Annotated in this window: 19 protein-coding genes; 2 read left to right on the forward strand and 17 right to left on the reverse strand. The window is 43.4% G+C overall.

Annotation, left to right across the window (positions count from 1 at the left end):
• Positions 1 to 52: 52 nt before the first annotated feature.
• The 9 genes from MHI33_RS18375 to MHI33_RS18415 all read right to left on the reverse strand — a co-directional run bounded on the left by MHI33_RS18375 (position 53) and on the right by MHI33_RS18415 (position 10,725).
• On the reverse strand, positions 53 to 322 hold the full coding sequence (locus tag MHI33_RS18375; RefSeq protein ID WP_044138975.1) for a hypothetical protein: 270 nt from the start codon (positions 320 to 322) through the stop codon (positions 53 to 55).
• A gap of 257 nt (positions 323 to 579) precedes the next feature.
• Positions 580 to 1,872, reverse strand: a complete 1,293-nt coding sequence (gene eno, locus MHI33_RS18380; RefSeq protein ID WP_003212752.1) for a phosphopyruvate hydratase — start codon at positions 1,870 to 1,872, stop codon at positions 580 to 582.
• A gap of 29 nt (positions 1,873 to 1,901) precedes the next feature.
• Positions 1,902 to 3,437, reverse strand: a complete 1,536-nt coding sequence (gpmI, locus tag MHI33_RS18385; RefSeq protein WP_003213111.1) for a 2,3-bisphosphoglycerate-independent phosphoglycerate mutase — start codon at positions 3,435 to 3,437, stop codon at positions 1,902 to 1,904.
• On the reverse strand, positions 3,430 to 4,191 hold the full coding sequence (gene tpiA, locus MHI33_RS18390) for a triose-phosphate isomerase (RefSeq protein WP_340913015.1): 762 nt from the start codon (positions 4,189 to 4,191) through the stop codon (positions 3,430 to 3,432). The genes gpmI and tpiA overlap by 8 nt, the downstream gene beginning before the upstream one ends.
• 30 nt (positions 4,192 to 4,221) lie before the next feature.
• Positions 4,222 to 5,406: a phosphoglycerate kinase gene (locus MHI33_RS18395; RefSeq protein ID WP_044138977.1), complete on the reverse strand. Its 1,185-nt coding sequence runs from the start codon at positions 5,404 to 5,406 to the stop codon at positions 4,222 to 4,224.
• Between the two features lie 213 nt (positions 5,407 to 5,619).
• On the reverse strand, positions 5,620 to 6,627 hold the full coding sequence (gap, locus tag MHI33_RS18400) for a type I glyceraldehyde-3-phosphate dehydrogenase (protein ID WP_044138978.1): 1,008 nt from the start codon (positions 6,625 to 6,627) through the stop codon (positions 5,620 to 5,622).
• Positions 6,628 to 6,657: 30 nt separating this feature from the next.
• Complete coding sequence (locus MHI33_RS18405; RefSeq protein ID WP_003212739.1) at positions 6,658 to 7,695, reverse strand: sugar-binding transcriptional regulator; 1,038 nt, start codon at positions 7,693 to 7,695, stop codon at positions 6,658 to 6,660.
• A gap of 314 nt (positions 7,696 to 8,009) precedes the next feature.
• Positions 8,010 to 9,425, reverse strand: a complete 1,416-nt coding sequence (locus MHI33_RS18410; protein WP_065097999.1) for an amino acid permease — start codon at positions 9,423 to 9,425, stop codon at positions 8,010 to 8,012.
• Positions 9,426 to 9,531: 106 nt separating this feature from the next.
• A complete protein-coding gene (locus tag MHI33_RS18415) occupies positions 9,532 to 10,725 on the reverse strand; it encodes an ornithine--oxo-acid transaminase (RefSeq protein WP_340913020.1) in 1,194 nt (397 codons plus the stop codon).
• A gap of 209 nt (positions 10,726 to 10,934) precedes the next feature.
• Here MHI33_RS18415 and MHI33_RS18420 point away from each other — a divergent pair, with 209 nt between their 5' ends.
• On the forward strand, positions 10,935 to 12,377 hold the full coding sequence (locus MHI33_RS18420; RefSeq protein WP_106067296.1) for a sigma-54 interaction domain-containing protein: 1,443 nt from the start codon (positions 10,935 to 10,937) through the stop codon (positions 12,375 to 12,377).
• 27 nt (positions 12,378 to 12,404) lie between these two features.
• Here the strand turns inward: MHI33_RS18420 and MHI33_RS18425 are convergent, their stop codons facing one another.
• Together MHI33_RS18425 and rpoN are read right to left on the reverse strand one after the other, a co-directional pair.
• Positions 12,405 to 13,142: a FadR/GntR family transcriptional regulator gene (locus MHI33_RS18425; protein WP_106067297.1), complete on the reverse strand. Its 738-nt coding sequence runs from the start codon at positions 13,140 to 13,142 to the stop codon at positions 12,405 to 12,407.
• 172 nt (positions 13,143 to 13,314) lie between these two features.
• Entirely contained in the window at positions 13,315 to 14,613 is a 1,299-nt protein-coding gene (gene rpoN / locus MHI33_RS18430; protein WP_106067298.1) for an RNA polymerase factor sigma-54, read from the reverse strand.
• 70 nt (positions 14,614 to 14,683) lie between these two features.
• Here rpoN and yvfG point away from each other — a divergent pair, with 70 nt between their 5' ends.
• A complete protein-coding gene (gene yvfG, locus MHI33_RS18435; RefSeq protein WP_003213121.1) occupies positions 14,684 to 14,899 on the forward strand; it encodes a protein YvfG in 216 nt (71 codons plus the stop codon).
• Positions 14,900 to 14,915: 16 nt separating this feature from the next.
• Here the strand turns inward: yvfG and MHI33_RS18440 are convergent, their stop codons facing one another.
• From MHI33_RS18440 to nikA, 6 genes are all read right to left on the reverse strand, one after another.
• Positions 14,916 to 16,241 carry an MATE family efflux transporter gene (locus MHI33_RS18440; RefSeq protein ID WP_106067299.1) on the reverse strand — a complete coding sequence of 442 codons (1,326 nt, stop codon included), beginning with the start codon at positions 16,239 to 16,241 and terminating at the stop codon, positions 14,916 to 14,918.
• A 257-nt stretch (positions 16,242 to 16,498) separates the two neighbouring features.
• A complete protein-coding gene (locus MHI33_RS18445; RefSeq protein WP_106067301.1) occupies positions 16,499 to 17,314 on the reverse strand; it encodes an ATP-binding cassette domain-containing protein in 816 nt (271 codons plus the stop codon).
• Between the two features lie 13 nt (positions 17,315 to 17,327).
• Positions 17,328 to 18,143: an ABC transporter ATP-binding protein gene (locus tag MHI33_RS18450; RefSeq protein ID WP_181462029.1), complete on the reverse strand. Its 816-nt coding sequence runs from the start codon at positions 18,141 to 18,143 to the stop codon at positions 17,328 to 17,330.
• Between the two features lie 4 nt (positions 18,144 to 18,147).
• Positions 18,148 to 18,981: a nickel ABC transporter permease subunit NikC gene (gene nikC, locus MHI33_RS18455; protein WP_044138986.1), complete on the reverse strand. Its 834-nt coding sequence runs from the start codon at positions 18,979 to 18,981 to the stop codon at positions 18,148 to 18,150.
• Positions 18,978 to 19,922 (reverse strand): nickel ABC transporter permease subunit NikB, encoded by a 945-nt coding sequence (gene nikB / locus MHI33_RS18460; RefSeq protein ID WP_044138987.1) that lies wholly within the window; start codon positions 19,920 to 19,922, stop codon positions 18,978 to 18,980. Before nikB ends, nikC begins: the two co-directional genes overlap by 4 nt.
• Before the next feature lie 18 nt (positions 19,923 to 19,940).
• The gene (gene nikA, locus MHI33_RS18465; RefSeq protein WP_065097994.1) at positions 19,941 to 21,563 is read right to left on the reverse strand and encodes a nickel ABC transporter substrate-binding protein; all 1,623 of its coding nucleotides are present in this window, start codon (positions 21,561 to 21,563) and stop codon (positions 19,941 to 19,943) included.
• Between the last annotated feature and the right edge of the window lie 95 nt (positions 21,564 to 21,658).

The following is a 21,658-nucleotide window of genomic DNA, read 5'->3' on the forward strand; positions in this document are numbered from 1 at the left end:
CCTCCGTTTGTTTCAGATGGAACAGATGACCTTGCATCTGTTCTCATCCCTGTTAGAAACCGCATTGGATTTTAACGTACATGCCTAATAATTTGAACTCTCCTAAAAATTTGGAGCCCTTTCCAAAGGTCTTACATGCCCAAATCAATGCTCCAAGTGAAATAATGCCCAATATAGCGGCAAGGACATAAATCCAAAATGCGTTTTTCTGTACATTCTTAGAAGTTAGAATTCGTTGCTTCCTTTCATCATATGCCGCCAGTAGCTGAAGGATATACATATACACACCTACTGGAAAACGAAGGCTAAAAGGATTCAGCATCTCATCACCCCCTAATATATGTAAAATGATACCATCCCACATACAGAAAACATAAGTTCATTTCAGATCATATTTTTAGTCGATTTTTCATGATCTATTGCTTATAAATGGTGGAGTTGCGCGCTTTCCCTCTGACTGAAGGACGATTTTTTACAAAAATAGGATGTGACTATTGAAACAGCTGCGGGATCTCATTCAACACAAAAAAACGCTGCGCCCACTCTGATATAAGAGCGGAACGCAGCGCGTTGCTGGCATTATTTATTCAAGTTATAGAATGTTGCAATGCCGTGATATTGTGCTGTTTCAGCCAATTGATCTTCGATGCGAAGTAATTGGTTGTATTTCGCCACACGGTCCGTACGAGACGGAGCACCTGTTTTGATTTGTCCAGCGTTTGTTGCAACAGCGATGTCTGCAATTGTGCTGTCTTCTGTTTCACCAGAGCGGTGAGAGATAACAGCTGTGTATCCTGCACGTTTTGCCATTTCGATTGCATCAAATGTTTCAGTTAATGTACCGATTTGGTTTACTTTGATTAGGATTGAGTTACCAACGCCGTTTTTGATTCCTTCAGAAAGCTTCTTCGTGTTTGTAACAAACAAGTCATCTCCTACTAGCTGAACCTTGCTGCCAAGGCGCTCAGTTAATAGTTTGTGACCTTCCCAGTCGTTTTCATCAAGGCCGTCTTCGATCGAGATGATTGGGTATTTCGATACCATATCTTCATACCAGTCAACCATTTCAGCAGATGTTTTCACAACACCTTCACCTGATAAATGATATTTACCGTCTTCTTTGTTGTAGAACTCAGAAGATGCAGCATCCATTGCAAGTTTCACTTCTTCACCTGGTTTGAAACCAGCTTTTTCAATCGCTTCAACGATTGTTTGAAGTGCTTCTTCGTTAGAACCAAGGTTTGGAGCGAATCCACCTTCGTCACCTACAGCTGTGTTTAAGCCTTTTGCACTTAATACAGATTTCAGGCTATGGAAGATTTGTGCGCCCATGCGAAGTGCTTCACGGAAGTTCGGTGCACCTACAGGCATAATCATGAATTCTTGAATGTCTACGTTGTTATCCGCATGCTCTCCGCCGTTGACGATGTTCATCATTGGCACTGGAAGCGTTTTGGAGTTGAATCCACCAAGGTATTGGTAAAGTGGAATTTGTAAGAAATCAGCAGCCGCACGTGCTACAGCGATAGATACGCCAAGGATTGCGTTTGCGCCTAATTTCCCTTTGTTTTCTGTTCCGTCAAGTTCGATTAACATTTTGTCAATTGCTACTTGTTCAGTGACATCAAAGCCTAAAAGCTCTGGTGCAATGATTTCGTTTACGTTGTTTACAGCTGTCAGAACACCTTTTCCAAGGTAACGGTCTTTGTCTCCGTCACGTAGTTCTACTGCTTCATATTCACCAGTAGAAGCACCACTTGGTACTAGTGCACGGCCAAAGCCGCCAGATTCTGTGTAAACTTCTACTTCAACTGTTGGATTACCGCGAGAGTCTAATACTTCGCGTGCATATACGTCAACAATGTATGGCATCGTTATTTCTCTCCTTTTGAATCAATTTGTTATTTCTGAATCAATGATGTTCCTGTCATCTCTTTTGGTTTTTCAAGACCAAGTAAGTCTAAAAGCGTTGGAGATAGATCGGCTAGAATGCCGCCTTCTCTAAGCGTTGCACCTTTTTTCGTTACGATGACTGGAACAGGGTTTGTCGTATGTGCAGTATGCGGCTTTCCTTCTTCGGTAATCAGCACGTCTGCGTTACCGTGGTCTGCTGTGATGATGGCATGTCCGCCTTTTGCTAGGATTGCGTCGACAACAGCTCCTAAGCACTCATCTACTGCTTCAATGGCTTTGATTGTTGGCTCGAGCATACCTGAATGACCAACCATATCCGGGTTAGCAAAGTTCAGGATGATCGCATCATGCTTGTCAGCATTGATGTCTGCAACAAGTGCATCCTTTACCTCATAAGCGCTCATTTCTGGCTTGAGATCATAGGTTGCCACATCTGGCGAATTGATCAAGATGCGGTCTTCACCAGGAAATTCTTCTTCACGTCCACCACTCATAAAGAACGTCACGTGAGGATATTTCTCTGTTTCAGCAATCCGCAGCTGTTTCAATCCATTTTGCGCTAGCACTTCTCCTACTGTGTTATCCAAATTCACTGGTTTGAAGGCAACATAGCCATCAACTGTTTCACTGAAGTGTGTGAAGCAGACGAAGTGTAAATTCTTCGGATGTGCTTCTCCGCGATCAAACGAGCGGAAATCTTCATTTGTGAAGGTGTTCGAAATTTGAATCGCACGGTCTGGGCGGAAGTTATAGAAAATCACAGAATCGCCGTCGTTTACTTTTGCAACTGGCTCACCATTTTCTCTCGTGATGACAGATGGAATAACGAATTCATCGTAGATTCCATTTTCATAGGAGTCATCAACGACATCATAGATGTTTTGATAACTTGGGCCTTCACCATACGCCATCGCGCGATATGCTTTCTCCACACGATCCCAGCGTTTGTCACGGTCCATTGAGTAATAGCGTCCAGAAAGTGTTGCCACTTCTCCGACACCGATTTCTTTGATTTGTTCTTCAAGCTGTTTTAAGTACACTTTGGCTGTCTTCTGACCAACATCACGTCCGTCCAAGAAGCCATGAATGTATACCTTTGTTAAGCCTTCTTTTTTCGCCAGCTTTAGCAGGGCAAAGAGATGTTGAATGTGGCTGTGCACACCGCCGTCTGACAGGAGACCGAATAAATGAAGGGCCTTGTCATTCTCTTTTGCATAAGTCATTGCCTCTAGGAACGTTTCGTTTTTCTCAAATTCCCCATCACGAATGGCAACATTCACTCTTGTTAAGCTTTGATACACAATGCGTCCTGCACCGATGTTCAAATGCCCAACTTCAGAGTTCCCCATTTGACCTTGCGGGAGGCCTACTGCCTCACCAGAAGCCGTTAAGGTTTGATGCGGGAATTCGTTCCAGTAGCGGTCGAAGTTCGGTTTCTTTGCTTGGGCAACAGCGTTACCAACTGTTTCGCCTCTTAAACCGAATCCGTCTAAGATGATTAATGCAGCTGGTTTCTTACTCATATTGACCTTCCTCCAATAATTGAACGAAAGACTGAGGTTCTAAGCTTGCGCCGCCTACCAAAGCACCGTCAATATCGGATTCTGCCATATATTCTTTAATATTCGCAGGTTTCACGCTTCCGCCATATTGAATGCGAAGGCTGTATGCCGCTTCTTGACCATATTCGCTTGCAACCGTTTGACGGATATGCGCACAAACGTCGTTTGCATCTTTCGCTGTAGAAGATTTCCCTGTACCGATTGCCCAAATTGGCTCATATGCAATAACAGATTCAGCGACTTGCTGAGTTGTTAAACCAGCTAGTGCTTTCTTCACTTGATCAGCGACAAGTTCATTTGTTTTGCCAGCTTCACGCTCTTCAAGCGTTTCACCTACACAGATAATTGGAACGATGCCATGTTTGAATGCAGCATGTGCTTTTTTGTTCACTGTTTCATCTGTTTCAGCGAAGAATTCACGGCGCTCTGAATGACCGATCACTGAGTAGCCGATGCCAAGATCTTTTAGTGCAGCAGGGCTGATTTCACCAGTGAATGCACCATTTTCTTCAAAGTGCATGTTTTGTGCACCAATTTTAAGGTCTGTTCCGTTAGAAAGGCTGTTTAGCTTTTCAAGGAAAAGGGCTGGCGCACAGACAATGGATTCCACTTTGTCAGGAGATGGAATGGATGACTTGACTTCTTCAACGAAGCTAACCGCTTCGCCAAGTGTTTTGTTCATTTTCCAGTTCCCAGCTATAATTGGTTTTCTCATGATTGACACTTCCTTATAGCAGTTTTGGTCTTATTTATCGTTTAATGCAGTAACACCTGGAAGCTCTTTGCCTTCCATAAATTCAAGTGAAGCGCCGCCGCCTGTAGAAATATGGCTCATCTGATCAGCAAGACCAAATTTCTCAACAGCTGCTGCTGAATCTCCACCGCCAATGACAGAATATGTATCTTTTGCTTCTGCCAGTGCTTCTGCGATTGCTTTTGTTCCTTTAGCGAATGCGTCGATTTCAAATACACCCATTGGTCCGTTCCAAACAACAAGTTTGCTGTTTTTAATAACATCAGCGTACTTGCCTATTGTCTCTGTTCCAATATCAAGTGCTTCTAGATCACTTGGAATTTCAGAGATTGGCACAATGCTTGTATTCGCATCATTTGAAAAGTCGTCGGCTACCAGAACATCTGTTGGAATCAGGAAGTTCACGCCTTTTTCTTTTGCTCGGTCCATAAAGGATTTCGCTAAATCTACTTTGTCTTCTTCTAATAAAGATTTTCCTACTTCGTGGCCTAGTGCTTTCACAAATGTGTAAGCAAGTCCGCCGCCGATGATGAGGTTGTCCACTTTATCAAGAAGACTTTCAATCACACCGATTTTATCCTTTACTTTGGCGCCACCAATAATCGCTGTAAATGGGCGATCAGGGTTTAAAATGGCTTTTCCTAGAACCTCAAGCTCTTTTTGCATGAGGAAGCCCGAAACAGCCGGAAGATATGCTGCAATACCAGCAGTGGATGCATGTGCACGGTGTGCAGCACCGAACGCATCATTGACATACACATCGGCTAAATCAGCAAATGCTTTTGATAGTTCAGGATCGTTCTTTTCTTCACCAGGATAGAAACGAACGTTTTCAAGCACTAACACATCTCCTTCTTTTAAGTCAGAGATTTGCTTTTTCACGTTGTCGCCGTAAGCTTCATCCGCTTTTTTCACTTCTTGTCCAAGAAGCTCTTGAAGACGTTTCGCTACAGGTGTCAGACGCAATTCTTCAGTAACTTGACCCTTCGGACGACCCAAATGACTAGCTAATAGTACCTTTGCGCCTTGTCCTGTTAAATACTCAATCGTTGGTAATGCTGCGCGAATACGAGTATCATCCGTCACTTTTCCGTCTTTCATTGGAACGTTAAAATCTACGCGGCAGAACACAACTTTACCTTTTACGTCAATGTCTTTTACTGATTTCTTATTCATGCTCGTCAGGAGATCCTCCTTTATTCTGGTTTCCTTACACATTGGACAAGTCTCTCTTTATCCTTTTCCCATTTTGCCCTCATCAAAACGAGAAATCGTGCAGAACGGATAAAAACAGAGAAAAAGGGAAAGGGATGCTTCCCCTTCCCTTGTCCGTCTTCATTATATCGTGTCTCTAGGAAAGAACCAAGTGAGTTCCTTCAGTGTGAGAAATTAAAGACCTTGTTTTGCAATGTAAGCTGCAAGGTCAACAACGCGGTGAGAATATCCACTCTCGTTATCGTACCAAGAAATGACTTTCACCATGCTGCCTTCCATGACCATTGTAGAAAGAGCATCGATTGTTGAAGAGTTTGCATTACCATTGTAGTCACTAGATACTAGTGGCTCTTCGCTGTAGCCAAGGATTCCATTAAGTTCTCCTTCAGCTGCTTCTTTAAGTGCTGCATTTACATCTTCAACAGTTACATCTTGGTTTAATTCAGCCACAAGGTCAACTAAAGATACGTTAGGTGTTGGAACACGCATAGCGCCACCGTTTAATTTACCTTTAAGTTCAGGCAATACAAGTGAAACAGCTTTCGCAGCACCTGTAGAAGTTGGGATGATGTTTTCCGCAGCTGCACGAGCACGACGGTAGTCTTTGTGCGGAAGATCAAGAATTTGTTGGTCATTTGTGTATGAGTGAACTGTTGTCATCATACCGCGTTTGATACCAAATTTATCGTTAAGTACTTTTGCAAATGGAGCTAAGCAGTTTGTTGTACAAGATGCATTAGAGATGACATCGTGGCTAGCTGCATCGTATTTGTCTTCGTTTACACCCATAACGATTGTGATATCTTCTTCGTTAGCAGGAGCAGAGATGATGACTTTTTTAGCGCCAGCTTCTAAGTGTTTTGCAGCGTCTGCACGTTTTGTGAAGAATCCAGTAGATTCAACAACGATTTCTACGCCTTGTTTACCCCAGCTTAATTTCGCAGGGTCACGCTCAGCTGATACTTCGATTGTTTTACCGTTCACTACTAAGTTTGTACCGTCTACAGAAACTTCTGCATCTAGTTTTCCGTGAACAGAGTCATATTGTAAAAGGTGTGCAAGCATGTTAGCGTCTGTTAGATCGTTAACCGCTACTACCTCAACTTCAGGATTGTTTAATGCTGCACGAAATACGTTACGTCCAATACGTCCAAATCCGTTAATACCGACTTTTACTGCCATGATGTTTCCTCCTTTTATAGGTCACAATGTTTATATTGAGGGATCAATTGACTCCCTTAATAACTCTTTTGCGGCTCCTTCGTCTGTGACGAGAACCGTTCGGCGGGGTTTTTTGAAATAAGCTTCAATGGCCCCTGCCTTTGATGATCCACCTGCAACAGCAATGATGTGTGGAATGCTTTCTAAATCATCTAGCTGCATGCCGACGGAGTGCACTTTGTGGACGACCTCACCATCACGATTAAAGTAATAGCCAAAGGCCTCTGTCACTGCGTCATGCTCATCAATCTTTTTTAAATCTTCAGCTGGTGTGTTTCGTCTCATCGCCATTGTTTTTGCTTCACCGATTCCATGAATGAGCATCGTGGATGATTTGATCGTTTGAAGCACTTCTTTGACTGACGGCTCTTCAATAATGGAAGAGTAAGCACCTTCTGACAGCTGTCCTGGAACAAACAGCAGTTTGTAAGTACCGGAAGCTTTTTCAGCCATGTGGGCACAAATGGTGTTTGCCTGATTTTTTACATTCTCCCCAAGACCGCCTCTCGCAGGGACAAACATCATGTCTCTGTTTTTGGCATCAGGGGTCATCATTTCGGCAACGGCTTCCATCGTCGTTCCGCCAGTGACGGCGACGATATTATTTCCAGTAAACCTTTTTTTCATACATTGGACAGCAGCTCTTCCCATTTCTTGCTTCACCCACGGGGATTCGTCACTGTCACCAGAAACGATCACGACTTCTTCTAGGCCTAACTTCCTCTTTAATGTATTTTCCAAAAAGGTTAAACCTAAAACGTCTTTCATCATTCCTTCAAGCATTTCAAGCAAAGCGTGGCCTTCACTCGTCAGCATCATGCCGCTCGTTTTGACATCTAGCAGATTTTGTTCTTTTAAAAACTGAACTTCAGCACGTAAGATGCGCTCACTGAGACCAAGACTCGTCGCAAGACTTCTGCGGCCGATTGGTTCAGCTAATCTGATGTACTGCAAAATGTCGTAGCGTTTTTGCATAACGATGAGAAGATCTGGCAATAATTTTTTTTGAGCTTCCAATAAACGATTCATGGCTAACGACCCTTTCTTTTCACGTTGGACTAAAAACGTCCCACTGTGACAAAAAACGTCCCGCCACAGCCAAAAAAAATCAAACCCTGCTTTCTTTAATTATTTTAACAGGATCATCTTGCATTTTCAACTATTACAAACACATTTAGACAAAAAATAGACACATTTTCACCGATAGCCTGCTTGTCATCAAGGTTCTTGCTATGATATTTCTTTTCAAAATATTTTATTTTTTTCTATATTGAATGAATTCATCAATGAAAGTGTGCATGCGTAAGAGGTCCGCATGCACATTTTTTTGATATAGTCGTCTTTTATGTTTTTGGGATTCCTTCCTCTTCGGCAAAACGCTTTGCCTCTTCCTTCGGTTTGATTTTGAGATAATAAATGATGTAGCAGGCTGCCATGAACGGAACGCCGCAATAAAGGCCAATCCGCTGATCCTCAATAAAGAATAGGCTGATGAGCACGATGCCAAATGCGATGAAGCCTGCTAGTGGGACAAATGGATAGAGCGGTGTACGGAAGACGAGATCCTTTACATCTCCACCATCTTTTATGAATTGTTTTCTAAAGAAATATTGAGACAAACAAATGGACATCCACACCACAACAAGAACCATTCCAGAAATCGAAATAAGCCACACATACACCGTTTTTGGTGCCACAACACTTGTGAGCAGAGATAGAGCGGATACACCCATTGTCACCAATAATGCATTGATCGGGATTTTACGCTTGGACAGCTTTTTCGTAAAAGCAGGTCCTTTCCCGTCCTTTGAAAGCGACCAGAGCATACGTGATGACGCATATAATCCAGAGTTTGCTACAGATAAGACAGCGGTGATGATAATAAAATTCATGATATCTGCGGCATATGGGATGCCGACCTTGTCCAGCACGACCACAAACGGACTGTCGACAGCGCCTGCTGTCTGCCATGGAAGAAGTGCTGCCAGAACCGCAATTGATAAAACGAAAAAGACCATCGTTCTCCAAATAATATTCCGTATTGATCGAGGCAATGTTTTTTCAGGGCTTTCACTCTCACCTGCTGCGATCCCTACAAGTTCTGTTCCTTGGAAGGAGAAATTGACCGTGACCATGGTTAATAAAATAGCAAAAACACCATTAGGAAATAGTCCGCCATGATCCGTCAAATGACGAAATAAAGGGGCTGGTTCTCCGCCTTTCAAATGAATCATTCCGAAAATTGCGCCAATTCCGATGATAATAAACAATAGGATGGCCGCAACCTTGATAGCTGAAAACCAAAACTCCGTTTCAGCGAAGCTGCGAGCAGAGATGGCATTCACGGCAAATAATATCACGCTAAATGCTAGACACCAGAGCCAAACCGGGATATCTGGAAACCACCTTTGGAGCAATATGCCTGCTGATGTAAACTCCAGACCAATCGTACACGCCCAGCTAAACCAGTACAGCCAACCAATCATAAAGCCTGTGGACGGGCCTATATATTTGGTTGCATATTCCTGAAAGGAACCGGCTGTTGGCATCGCCACTGCTAATTCTCCAAGACACAGCATGACCAAATACATTAACAGTCCGCCAATGATAAACGATAGAATGGCTCCCCCCGGTCCTGCCTGATGGATAATCAATCCTGATCCAAGGAAAAGGCCCGTACCGATGACGCCGCCTAAGGCAATCATAAAAAGATGTCTGCTTTTCATGGAACGCTCTAGTTCATTATGCTGTTCTTGCATCAAATCCACTTCCCCACTTTCCCTCTTCTATTCAGCATCCTTTGACAAAATTCGCTGTTCGTTGAAAAAGAAAGGGAGAAAGTGAAGCTTCCTCCCCCTTTGCCATTTAAGCTTGAAACAGTGCTTCAATATGACCAATCGCCCAGTCTAAATCTTCTTTTGAAATGGTCAGCGGTGGTGCAAAACGGATGACTGTTTCATGAGTTTCCTTACATAACAAACCTGCTTGCTTCAGTTTTTCACAATAAGGTCTAGCTGCCTCTGTCAGCTCCATGCCTATAAATAGTCCGCGGCCGCGCACTTCTTTAATCACAGGACTTTGAATGCGTGCCAATTTGTCTTTGAAGTATTCACCAAGCTCCATAGAGCGGGCTGCAAGCTTTTCGTCGATTAAAACATCCAGTGCAGCAAGCGACACCGCACACGCAAGAGGATTTCCTCCAAAGGTAGACCCATGAGAACCAGGGTTAAACACGCCTAAAATATCGCGGTTTGCTACAACACACGAGATTGGGAATACTCCGCCGCCTAAAGCTTTCCCAAGAATCAGCATATCTGGCTCAATGTCTTCCCAATCACACGCAAACATCTTACCTGTTCGTGCTAACCCCACTTGAATTTCATCCGCAATGAACAGCACATTTTCTTGCTCACAAAGCGTTTTGGCATCTTTCAAGAAGCCTTCTGGCGGCATGACAATACCCGCTTCACCTTGAATCGGTTCAATGAGGAAAGCCGCTGTCTGTGGTGTGATAGCTTCACGTAACGCTTCTATATCTCCGTAAGGAATCAACTTAATTCCAGGAAGCATTGGGCCGAAACCTCTTTGGTATTCTGCTTCTGAGGAAAGAGACACAGCCGTCATCGTTCTCCCATGGAAATTGCCAACACACGCAATGATTTCTGCACGATTCTCTTCGATTCCTTTCACATCATAGCCCCAGCGTCTCGCTGCTTTTACAGCGGTTTCTACAGCTTCAGCACCTGTATTCATTGGCAGTGCCATGTCTTTATTCGTCAGTTTGCAAATTTTTTCATACCAAGGACCAAGCTGATCATTATGAAAGGCTCTCGACGTGAGTGTCACGCGATCTGCCTGTTTTTTGAGCGCTTCAATAATGCGGGGATGGCGATGTCCCTGGTTCACTGCGGAATACGCACTCAGCATATCCATATATAGATTGCCTTCAGGGTCTGTCACCCACACTCCCTCAGCCTCTGAAATTACAATTGGCAACGGATGATAGTTTGCCGCTCCATATTGTTCTGTTTGTTGAATCAATTCATTTGTCTGTGTCATCATCTATTCCTCCTTCTGTAAGGTAGCTTTTTTCAATTGGGTTCATCTTCATCCATATGTTATGCAAGGATCGTGCCAACTTTCTGACCGCTTGATCATAAGGGTTTACCTCATTCATTACGCAAAATATCTTTGCATGCGCAAAATTTTTTAGAGGAAACTGCAAAATTTTTCATGTAAAATAGAGGTAACGTCAGGAGGTGGCGCAAGTGAAAAAAGATATGCATACCGCAAAGCTTGAAAATGAGATTGATTTATATAAACAAATGCTCGATTTAATTGATGTCGGGGTTCACGCCATTGACGAGAATGGCAATACTGTTGTTTATAATAAAAAAATGATGGAAATTGAATCATTGAAACGCTCAGATGTTCTCCATAAAAATGTACTCGATTTCTTCGCGTTTCAAGATGAAATGCACAGTACACTTGTCCAAGCGCTGCGTACCGGGAAACAAACCGTACATGCCAAGCAGACGTATCATAATTACAACGGAAAAGAAATCACAACGATTAACCATACATACCCGCTCGTTCGATACGGTCTCATTCAAGGGGCTGTTGAAATTTCGAATGATGTGACCAAGCTGGAACGGCTGATTCATCACAATATGAAGAAAAAAGGAAGCACCCGCTTTACCTTCGATTCTATTATTGGACAAAGCCCTGCCTTTTTAGAGGTGATTGAGCATGCGAAACGAGCGACACGCACCTCTTCCTATGTGCTCATTGTTGGCGAAACTGGGACTGGGAAAGAGCTGTTTGCTCAAAGCATTCATAACGGCAGCAGCCGGTCATCCGGACCATTTATTACCCAAAATTGTGCGGCACTGCCTGATAATTTGATTGAAAGCCTGCTCTTTGGTACACAAAAAGGGGCTTTTACGGGAGCAGCTGATCAGCCTGGCTTATTTGAGCAGGCGCAAGGAGGAACCTTGCTTTTAGATGAGATCAACTCATTAAATCCTCATCTTCAAGCAAAACTACTGCGCGTCTTACAGGAGAAACGTGTGAGAAGGCTAGGAAGCACAAAGGAAATTGCTGTTGATGTAAGAGTGATTGCCAATATGAATGAGGACCCTGTGGATGCAATCGCAGGTGGACGTATGCGCAAGGATTTATTTTATCGTCTCGGTATTGTCACCTTATTTATTCCGCCGCTTTCTGAACGAAAAGAGGACATTCCTACGTTTGTGAATCATTTTATTCAAAAATATAATGAGCTGTTTCAAATGAAGGTGAAGGCGGCAGATGAAGAGGTACTTGCCCTTTTTAAGGCGTATCATTGGCCAGGCAATGTAAGAGAACTTGAGCATGTGATTGAGGCGGGGATGAATATGATGATGGATGAAGACGACTTAAGCATGCATCACCTTCCCTATCATTTTAGATTTAAACACGGGGAAGACCGTCCTAAGGCGCAATTGCAAACAAATTCTTTGCAGCAAACCGCAGCTGCTGACACCTTTGTGTATACAAGCCCAGATCAGACGACTGATTTCCAAACCCAAATGGAACGATTCGAAAAACAATACATCGTCCATTACTTAGAAAAAATGGACGATAATATTTCACAGACTGCAAATTTATTGGGCATGAGCAGGCAAAGTCTGCAATATCGAATGAAAAAGCTACATATTTCTCGTCAATAATAGAGCTGTGCCATCATTCGGCACAGCTTATTGTGTATCTGTTTGTTCTGCTGGTTTTTGCAGCACATCACCGAGCAGATTTTCTACATTTTTCAAATGCGTAAGCATCGCTTTCTCTGCTTCTTCTGGCTGCCTTGCAACGATGGCTTTGTAAATTTGTTCATGTTCTTCGTAAAGCTTCCGAATGGAGGCTTTCGTTGAGAATAACACGACTTTTCTCGTTTCCCGCATCGTTTCTACTAACAAGGATGAGACCTGATTCATTAACACCTTTAATACATCATTCTTCGAGGCTTTGGCTAAGGCGAGATGGAAGGTGAGATCTGCCTCTTCACCAATTTCTTCATGGGCTTCTGCCAGCTTCATTTGTTCAAGTGCATCACGCAGCTGATGAAGGTCATCGTCCGTCCGAAGCAGCGCCGCCTTTTTGACAGCACCTGTTTCAATAATGGTTCTCACTTCAAGGAGCTGCCTGACATCATGCTGCTTCATTAAAAATGCAGGAGATAAAGAAAATGCGAGCTGTTCAGGATCGAACTGCTTCACATATGTGCCCTCCCCTTGCTTCATCTCTATTAATCCGATCGCTTTGAGAGCAGACAGCGCCTCTCTCACAGCGGAACGGCTGACTTGAAAGTTTTCTGAGAGCGCTTGAACCGAATCTAATTTTTCTCCCGGAAGAAGCTCACCAGTGCGAATGGATTCGATTAATGCATCCGCAATTTCTTCATATATTTTTTTGGTTTTGATTTGTTTATATTTCAATTGGTCTCACCTCATCACTGTTGTCTATCCTTTTCGGCTCATGCCCTATCTTATACTTTACCCCAAAATTTCCGTTCACACGTCTCCCCGATTTAATTTTCAAAAAATCTTCTATGTGCCTCCCTTTCAACAAAAAAGAAGCACCTGCCATGTTTCTGGCAAGTACTTCTTTTTAATCATAGCGCTTCCGCAGTGTAGATGATGGAAGATTCATTTGTTCACGATATTTCGCAATGGTTCGGCGTGAGACTCGAATGCCAAAGGTTTGCTGAAGCTGCGTCATCATTTGCTGATCTGAATACGGTTTTTTCTTATTTTCCGTTTGGATCAGCTCTGCGATGTACGTCTTGACTGTGTAGCTGGACGCCTCTTCCAGTGAGGGTCCTTCTAGCTTTGCTTGGAAAAATTGCTTCATTTCCATGAGGCCATAAGGGGTTTGCACCATTTTCCCTTTCACCGTTCGGCTGACTGTTGACTCATGCACTTGCAATATATCTGCGATACGCTTCATCGTAAGCGGTTTCATTTTATGTTTCCCTGTAAGGAAAAAATCTGTCTGGTGTAAGATAATCTCACGAACGACATGGGTCATCGTTTGTTTTCTTTGCTTCAGCGCTTGGAGAAGCCAATTGTACTGTTGCTCTTTTTCCTTTAGATACACATATGCTTCATGCCGCTTTCGGTCTTGAATCATAGCGAAGTATCCTTCATTCATTTCAACGTCTGGGAAAGCGCGCTGATTCAGCTCAAATGCGATGTGGTCTTGCACGACAGTAATCGTCACATCCGGCTCTATATACACATGGTCTTCTTCGTATGAGAAATGGATGCCTGGTCTTGGTTCAAGCTGCGACACCTCATCTTGTACCGCTTGAAGTGTTTTCATGGAAATACCTGTTTTCGCCGCGATTTCCTTCCATGCCTTTCTTGCAAAGAGAAAGAAGTGCTCATCGATGATCAGCTCAGCTTCATACCAGCGCTCCTTTTTTCTTCTCAGCTGAAGCAGGATGCCTTCTTGTAAAGATCTTGCGCCAATACCGGCAGGCTCTAGCGATTGAAGCTGATGAAGGACGGCTTCAACTTCTTCAGCTGACACCTTTAAGACTGCTGCCATCTCGTCAACTGGTTCATTTAAATAGCCATTGGAATCAATGGACTCGATCATAAAATGAAAGATCCTTTGATTCTTTTCACTTAAATTCAAATCAATGGCTTGTTTCTTTAAATACATTTGCAGGCTTTCTTTTTGATGCGTTCGATACGGCTCTGTCATTCGGTCTTGAGATTTTTTATGATAAACTGGTTGATAGCTGTCCGTGTCTTTCCGCTCAATCAGAGGGTTCTCAAGCGCTAACTGGTCAAGATACTCGCCAAGCTCAGTGCTATTCAGCTGGAGCAATGTAATGGCCTGCCTGAGTTCTTGTGTGAGCACCTGCTTTAATACTTGTTCTTGTTGCAGATTAAGGCTCATTGTCTCCCCTCCCTCTCATCATTTTACATGAAGATTGACGGACCGTATATACGAAATAGGAGTGATTCCCATGTCTGAACTTTTTTCCGTTCCATACTTTGTTGACAACTTGAAACAACACATCGCCATGAATCAAAATGAAGACAAGATTCATGCCATGAATGCCTATTACCGCTCAGTGGTGTCAACGCTTGTACAAGATCAGCTGACCAAAAATGCTGTGGTTTTGAAGCGAATTCAGCACCTTGATGAGGCGTATCAAAAGGTGAAAAAAGAAAGCGAATGAACATGAACACCCTTTGTCATGATGGCAAAGGGTGTTTTTCATTTGCGAAAAGCTTCTGATCCAGCCTTGATTTGTACATCATCAAAAAGCCAGACCGTCCGGTAGTATAGATGATAAAGGCAAACCATAATCCGTGATTATGCCAAATAGGCGTAACCGCTGCTTGAACAACGATAAACAAGATCATCGCAAACAGCATTGAATTTCTGACAGGGGCAATTTCTGTCGCACCTGTAAATACACCGTATATGACCAAACCGAAACAAGCGGCAAACGGATAGAGAACGAGCCAGTCTGCATAGCCTAATGTCACATCTAAAAGACGGGGAAGATTTGTAAACAAGCCCAAGATCGGCTCTTTTAAGAGAAAATAAACCGACGCAATTAGGCATGCCATGACAAGTGCCCACTGCCTCGAAAGGGTTAAAGTTCTCTCATAAAGGGTGCGATCATTTGCCCCAACTGATCTCCCCACAAGGATGCTGGATGCATTGGCAAAACCATCGAACAAATAAGCCATGATGTAGTGAATTTGAAATAAGATGGCATTGGCCGCCAGCATCTCTGTTCCAAAAGAAGCACCTTTTGCTGTAAACATGTTAATCACGACAAGCAGACAAATCGTCCGAATAAACAAGTCTTTATTCACATGAAACATTTTCTGAACTGCCTGTGTATCCATGATTTTCTTAATAGACGGCATCTGGAACCCGTTTTTTGAATGTTTCATGATGATCCATGCGCCTAATACAAAGGCGGTTAATTCAGATATCAATGTCGCGGCCGCCACCCCTTTGACTGCAAACGAAAACACATGAACAAGCAGGAGGGCAAGGACCATATTCATGACATTGATCAAGATTTGTAAAGAGAGGGCTTCTTTCATTTTTGCCATTCCCATCAGCCAGCCTAATATCACATAATTCATTAAGGTAAACGGCGCACCCCAAATCCGAATATGAAAATAATCTGCTGCAAATTGCCGTACATCCGCAGCCGGAGAGATCACGAGAAAAGCAGATTGAATAATGGGCCATTGTAGGGCAATAAAACAAAGGCCGACAATGATGGCGATTAAAAAGGGTCTTAGAAAAGCAAGTACGCCCTGCTCTTCACTCTGCGCCCCGTTTGCCTGAGCGGCAAAAGCAGATGTACTCACCCGCAAAAAACCAAAGAGCCAATAGAGTGTACTGAAAATGAGACTGCCAACCGCGACGCCTCCAATATACGCGGGGTTGGCAAGCTGACCGACAACTGCTGTATCAACAGCTCCAAGTAATGGAGTGGTCATCGTTGAGATGGTTAAAGGAATGGCTAAAGCTAAATACGCTCGATGGTTCACGATGCCACCTGCCTTTCATGAAAAATAGCCTCTTCTAAAAGAGGCTTAGATTGTTGACAAAGTGCTAAAATGATTTTTATTTTAGCACTTTGTCTTCTTTTCAGCGTGATAGAAAACCTTTGAAGTCTAGGAAGGGCGAGCACTGGCGCGGAGCGAATTGAACATTCGTGAGCACCAGCGCGCAGACCTGACAACGAATGCGAGGGTTTGTCTACACGCTGAGCCTCTTCTAAAAGAGGCATTGATGTAATGAAGATTTATCGAACCGGTCTGCCAATTGTTCGGGACAAAGGATGGTCTGCGAGCATTGCATCTCTCATCTTTTGCACCGCTATCTCTTCAGATGAAAAGAAATCATCCTTTGATCGAAATTGAGCAACAAGTTCACCTTGATCTAATATCGCCAATTGATCACTTAAGTGATAGGCTGCCGTCATATCATGTGTAATAAATAAGTAAGCGACACCTAGTTCCTTCTTTAATTCTACTAATAAATCTAAAATGACACCCTGTGTGACCATGTCTAAGCTGCTGACGGATTCATCCAGTACGACGAGCTTTGGCTGCAGCAATAAGGCTCTTGCAATGTTGATCCTTTGCAGCTGGCCACCGCTGAATTGATGCGGATATTTAGACAAGTCCTTTTCGCTGAGCCCGACTCTTTCCAGCCAATGGATCAGCACGATTTTGCGTTCTTTTCGGCTCATGGTTTCATAGTTTTCAAGCGGTTCGGATAAAATTTGTTCGACTGTCCACCTTGGATTCACCGCCGAGTACGAATCTTGAAACACCGCTTGCACATGCCGGCGATAATGTTTGCGTGTTCTTTGATCTGCACAATAAATATCCTGCCCTTCAAAAAGAACCTGACCGGCTTTTGGCTTCTCTAGACCAAGTATGATACGGCCTAGCGTGCTTTTCCCTGCGCCGCTTTGCCCCAGCAATCCGACGCACGTGCCTTCTTCAATGATTAAATTGACGCCGTTTAAGACTTGGTCTGCGCCTTTTTTTCTCATCAGAAACGACCGGCTGTTGTATGAATGACTAACTGCTTTCACTTCTAATAAATGCAAGGGCCTTCTCACCTCAAATCGGGCAAACAGCTGGGATGGATGGACGAGCTGCTAATAGTTTCTTTGTATAATCATGCTTGGGGTTTTCAAAAAGCTCAAGCACTTCTGCTTTTTCAACCATTTCTCCCTGTCTCATGACAACAACCTGATCTGCCATTTCTGCAATGACGCCAAGGTCGTGAGTAATGAGCAAAATGGCGGTTCCATACTCATGACGAATTTGGTTCAGATGCTCAAGCACCAGCTTCTGTGTGTGTACATCTAAAGCAGTTGTTGGTTCATCTGCTATGAGGAGAGGCGGGTGCATACAGGCAGCCATGGCAATCATGACACGCTGCAGCATGCCGCCGCTTAGTTCAAAAGGATACTTGTTTAACAGCTTATCTGGCTGCGGCAGATTCATCTGCGCTAACGCATCCATTGCCTTCGCTTTTGCCTGCCTTTTACTGACAGTGGTATGCCGGCGGATGGTTTCAATCAGCTGATGACCGATCGTCCATACTGGCGTAAAGCTGTTCATTGGATTTTGCATAATATATGAGATGTCTTTGCCCCGAATAGAGCGCATAGCCCTTTCACTCATACCGATCAATTCTCGTCCTTGTAATGTGATGCTACCAGTAACATCCGTTGTTTTCCGGTCAAGCATATGTAAGATCGACATACTTGTCACCGTTTTCCCGCAGCCGCTCTCACCTATTAATCCAACGATTTGACCTCGCCCTACTTCAAACGATACGTCCTGAATAAGAGAGGTTGTCCCATGAGGCGTTTTCGTCTGCACATGCAGGTTCTCTATTTGTAAAATGGACTCTTGCACATTGATCATTCCTTTACACACGGCGTTTGATACCATATTTCTCTGAAAGGGCTTCTCCTAGTAAATTAAAGAGGACGACGACAGCCATGATGACAAGACCTGGATACAGCATCAACTGAGGATTCGTTTGAATATACGATTTCCCTTCATGGATCATCGCTCCCCATTCAGGCATAGGAGGCTGAACGCCTAATCCGAGAAAGGACATCGCTGAAATGTCCATAATTGCCCAGCCCATTTCGAGTGTGCCAATGACCGCGAGTGGCGGCAGGACATTTGGAATCATATGCTTTCTCATGATGTTCCAGTGGGATGTTCCGCTAATTTTCGCAGCAGCAATAAAGTTCTGTTCTTTTAAACTTAGCACCATCCCTCGGAAGACGCGAGCATAGTATACCCACTGCACAAGCATCAAGGCAAGCACTACTTGAGAAAGTCCAGGACCGAAGATGCCGACTAATCCGAGGATCAGCACTAGGTTCGGGAATGCCATGATCCCGTCGCAGATTCTCATTAAGACGTGATCGATCCAGCCACCTTTGTAACCTGACAACAAACCAACGATTAACCCAATCAATAAAGAAGAGAGAAAGATTAATAACGCACAGCCTAGTGAAACACGTGCACCATATAAAATTCGAGATAAATTGCATCGGCCTAATTGATCTGTCCCAAGAGGATACTCCCACGAAGACCCCTTTAGCTTCATCGCTAGATTGACAGCCGCCGGATCATGTGGAGCGATCCACGGCGCACATATTGTCACAATCAGCAATAGACCAAGGAGCACCACGCAGATCGAGATCAGCTTTTGATGAGAGAAGAGATTTTTTCCTTTTGTCATCATGTCTGGCGGCCTTCCTTTCTGGAAATACGGGGGTCAATGATCAGCTGAAGTAAGTCCACAATCAAGCTGCTCAAGATAAAGATACATGCTGCCATGAGGACATAGAATTGAATGACCGGCAGATCCCGGTTAAAGATCGCTTCAATAAAGAAACGCCCAAACCCTGGCCATGAAAAAACTGCCTCTACGATAATGGTTCCTGTCAGCAGCTTGCCAAGATTCACCCCAAGCCCTGTCAGCATTGGCGATATCGCGATTCTCAATACATGCTTGAACATGATCGACCGTTCCTTTAATCCTCTGATTCTCGCATATTGAACAAACGGCTCTTGAAGCGCCTCACTCACACTTGATCGTAATAGCCTTGTATACATCGCAATTAAAGGGACGGCCAGTGTGACCGACGGCAGGATGAGATGCTCCCATGTTCCCACCCCTTCTACCGGTAGAAGATCGAGCTTCACTGAAAAAAAGAAGATGAGCAAATACCCCAAGACAAACGTAGGGATAGATGCTCCTAAGAAAGAAATGAGCCGGCTCACATGATCAACGATGCCATTTTTCCTCATGCCGCTGAAAAAGCCGAGTGGAATGCTGACACAAATTGCAATCAGTAGACTAGTCAGCGCCAATTGAATCGTCGCTGGTATTCTATAGATCACCTCATTGAGCACAGGCTGGTTGGACATATATGACTTGCCAAAATCAAGATGAATGACTTTTTCAATGGTGTGAAGATACTGCATATAAAACGGTTGGTCTAAACCAAATTCACTTCGTTTTTGCGCTAATATTTCATCCGTTGGCTGGATATGAGCCGCTGCTAAATATGCCTCAGCCGGGTCAACTGGCGAAAGGTGAATCATACCAGTCGTGAAAAGAGTGGCTAATAAAAATACAGGGATGATTGATAGCATGCGTTTGACGATATAGCGGCCCATTTCCTAACCTTCCTTCTATTACTTCAGCTTAATACCTGTGAATGGATGTTCGTCGCGATTTGCTGGGAACTCAAAGTCCTTCACATTTTTTTGATAAACGGCTGTCTTTTTAAAATAAGAGATTGGCACAATTGCCCCTTGATCCTGTAATGAAGATAAGACAGACGAATAAAGTGCTTTTCGTTTGTTTTCATTGGTTGTTGATGGAATTTCGCTCATTTCTTTGATCAGCTTGTCCTTATTTGGATAGGCTGAGATGGCTTCTTTGAATCCAAAACCATCTGATGAGACGACGTTCATAAATGTATGCGGATCATATGGCGCTCCGTAGTTGCTAAAGAAGTTCATATCAAACTTATTAGCTTTAAAGCGCTGCACCTGTGTTGCCAGTTCCACACCTTCAAGTTTGACACCAACGCCAATGGCACCCCATTCTGCTTGAAGCGTCTCAGCCATCGCTTTTTGAATCGATTCTGCTGAATCATACATCATACTAAATTCAAGCGTTTTTCCATCTTTTTCACGAACGGTTTTTCCTTTTGGTAGTGTCCAGCCTGCTTCATCCAGCAATGCTTTCGCTTTGTCTACATCATATTGGAACGACTTCACCTTAATATCAGATGTGTAAGGCATGTTGGTCGGCAATATGTGATCTGCTTCATCCTCTAAGCCAGAGGTGACACCTTCTACCATTGATTTCTTATTGATCGCATATTGAAGGGCATGTCGCACTTTCTCATCTGACAGCTGATCGACTTTTGTGTTCATGACAAGCTGTCTCGTTGCTACAGGCTCTGACATTTTTGTTTCATACTTACCGCTCGCCTCTAACTGTTTGTAGGCATCCAGGCTAATGGTTCCTTCTCCGTAAAGGATGTCTACATCACCTTTTTCAAATGCCATGACTCTCGTTTCCGCATCTGGGATGACCTTGACTTTGATTTCTTTGACCTTTGGTTTTTCTCCCCAATAATGATCATTTCGTTCGAAAATGGCATAGTCATCTTTTTGATATGTTTTTAATACCCAAGGGCCTGTCCCCACTGGTTTTTCAATTCCTTTTGACGTATCACCGTTTTTAGGGAAGCCTGCTTCGCCTAAGAAACGAACCGGGCGGACAACGGCTAATTCTTGAACAGTTGGATAATATGGCTCTGTTAATGTGAGTTTAAACGTTTTCTTGTCTACTGCTTCTGTCTTTTTGATCTTTTTTATCACACCTAACCAGCTATGTATATCCTTGTTTTTTAAGATGGAATCAAAGTTCTTTTTCACAATGTTTGCATTAAACTCAGATCCATCTGAAAATGTCACTTTGTCTCTTAGATGGAACGTGTACACCTTGCCATCCTTTGACACATCCCATGATTTCGCTAATTCAGGTTTTAGCTTTCCATTCTTTTGATAGCTGACCAATGGCTCATAAATCATTGATTGCGCGAACAATTGTGATGGGTTGTATACGTGCGGATTCATTTCGCCAATATCTCTCGGCCAAGCCATCGTGATCATGTCAGGATGATCCTTGTTTCCATCTGCCCCATTGTTTGCTTGAGAACAGCCTACTAATAAAAAGATAAGCAGGAAAGGGATGACTGTATTTATTTTAATTTTCGGAAAAAATTGACTCCTAATAAACATAAGATGTTCCTCCTAATTGATGCTGATAATCATTTTCATTTTAAGGAGGAAGGACCCCGTTGTCAATATCATATTTAAAACGAATTGACAATAAA

Source organism: Bacillus sp. FSL K6-2971 (assembly GCF_038006405.1).
Taxonomy (GTDB): Bacteria; Bacillota; Bacilli; order Bacillales; family Bacillaceae; genus Bacillus; species Bacillus pumilus.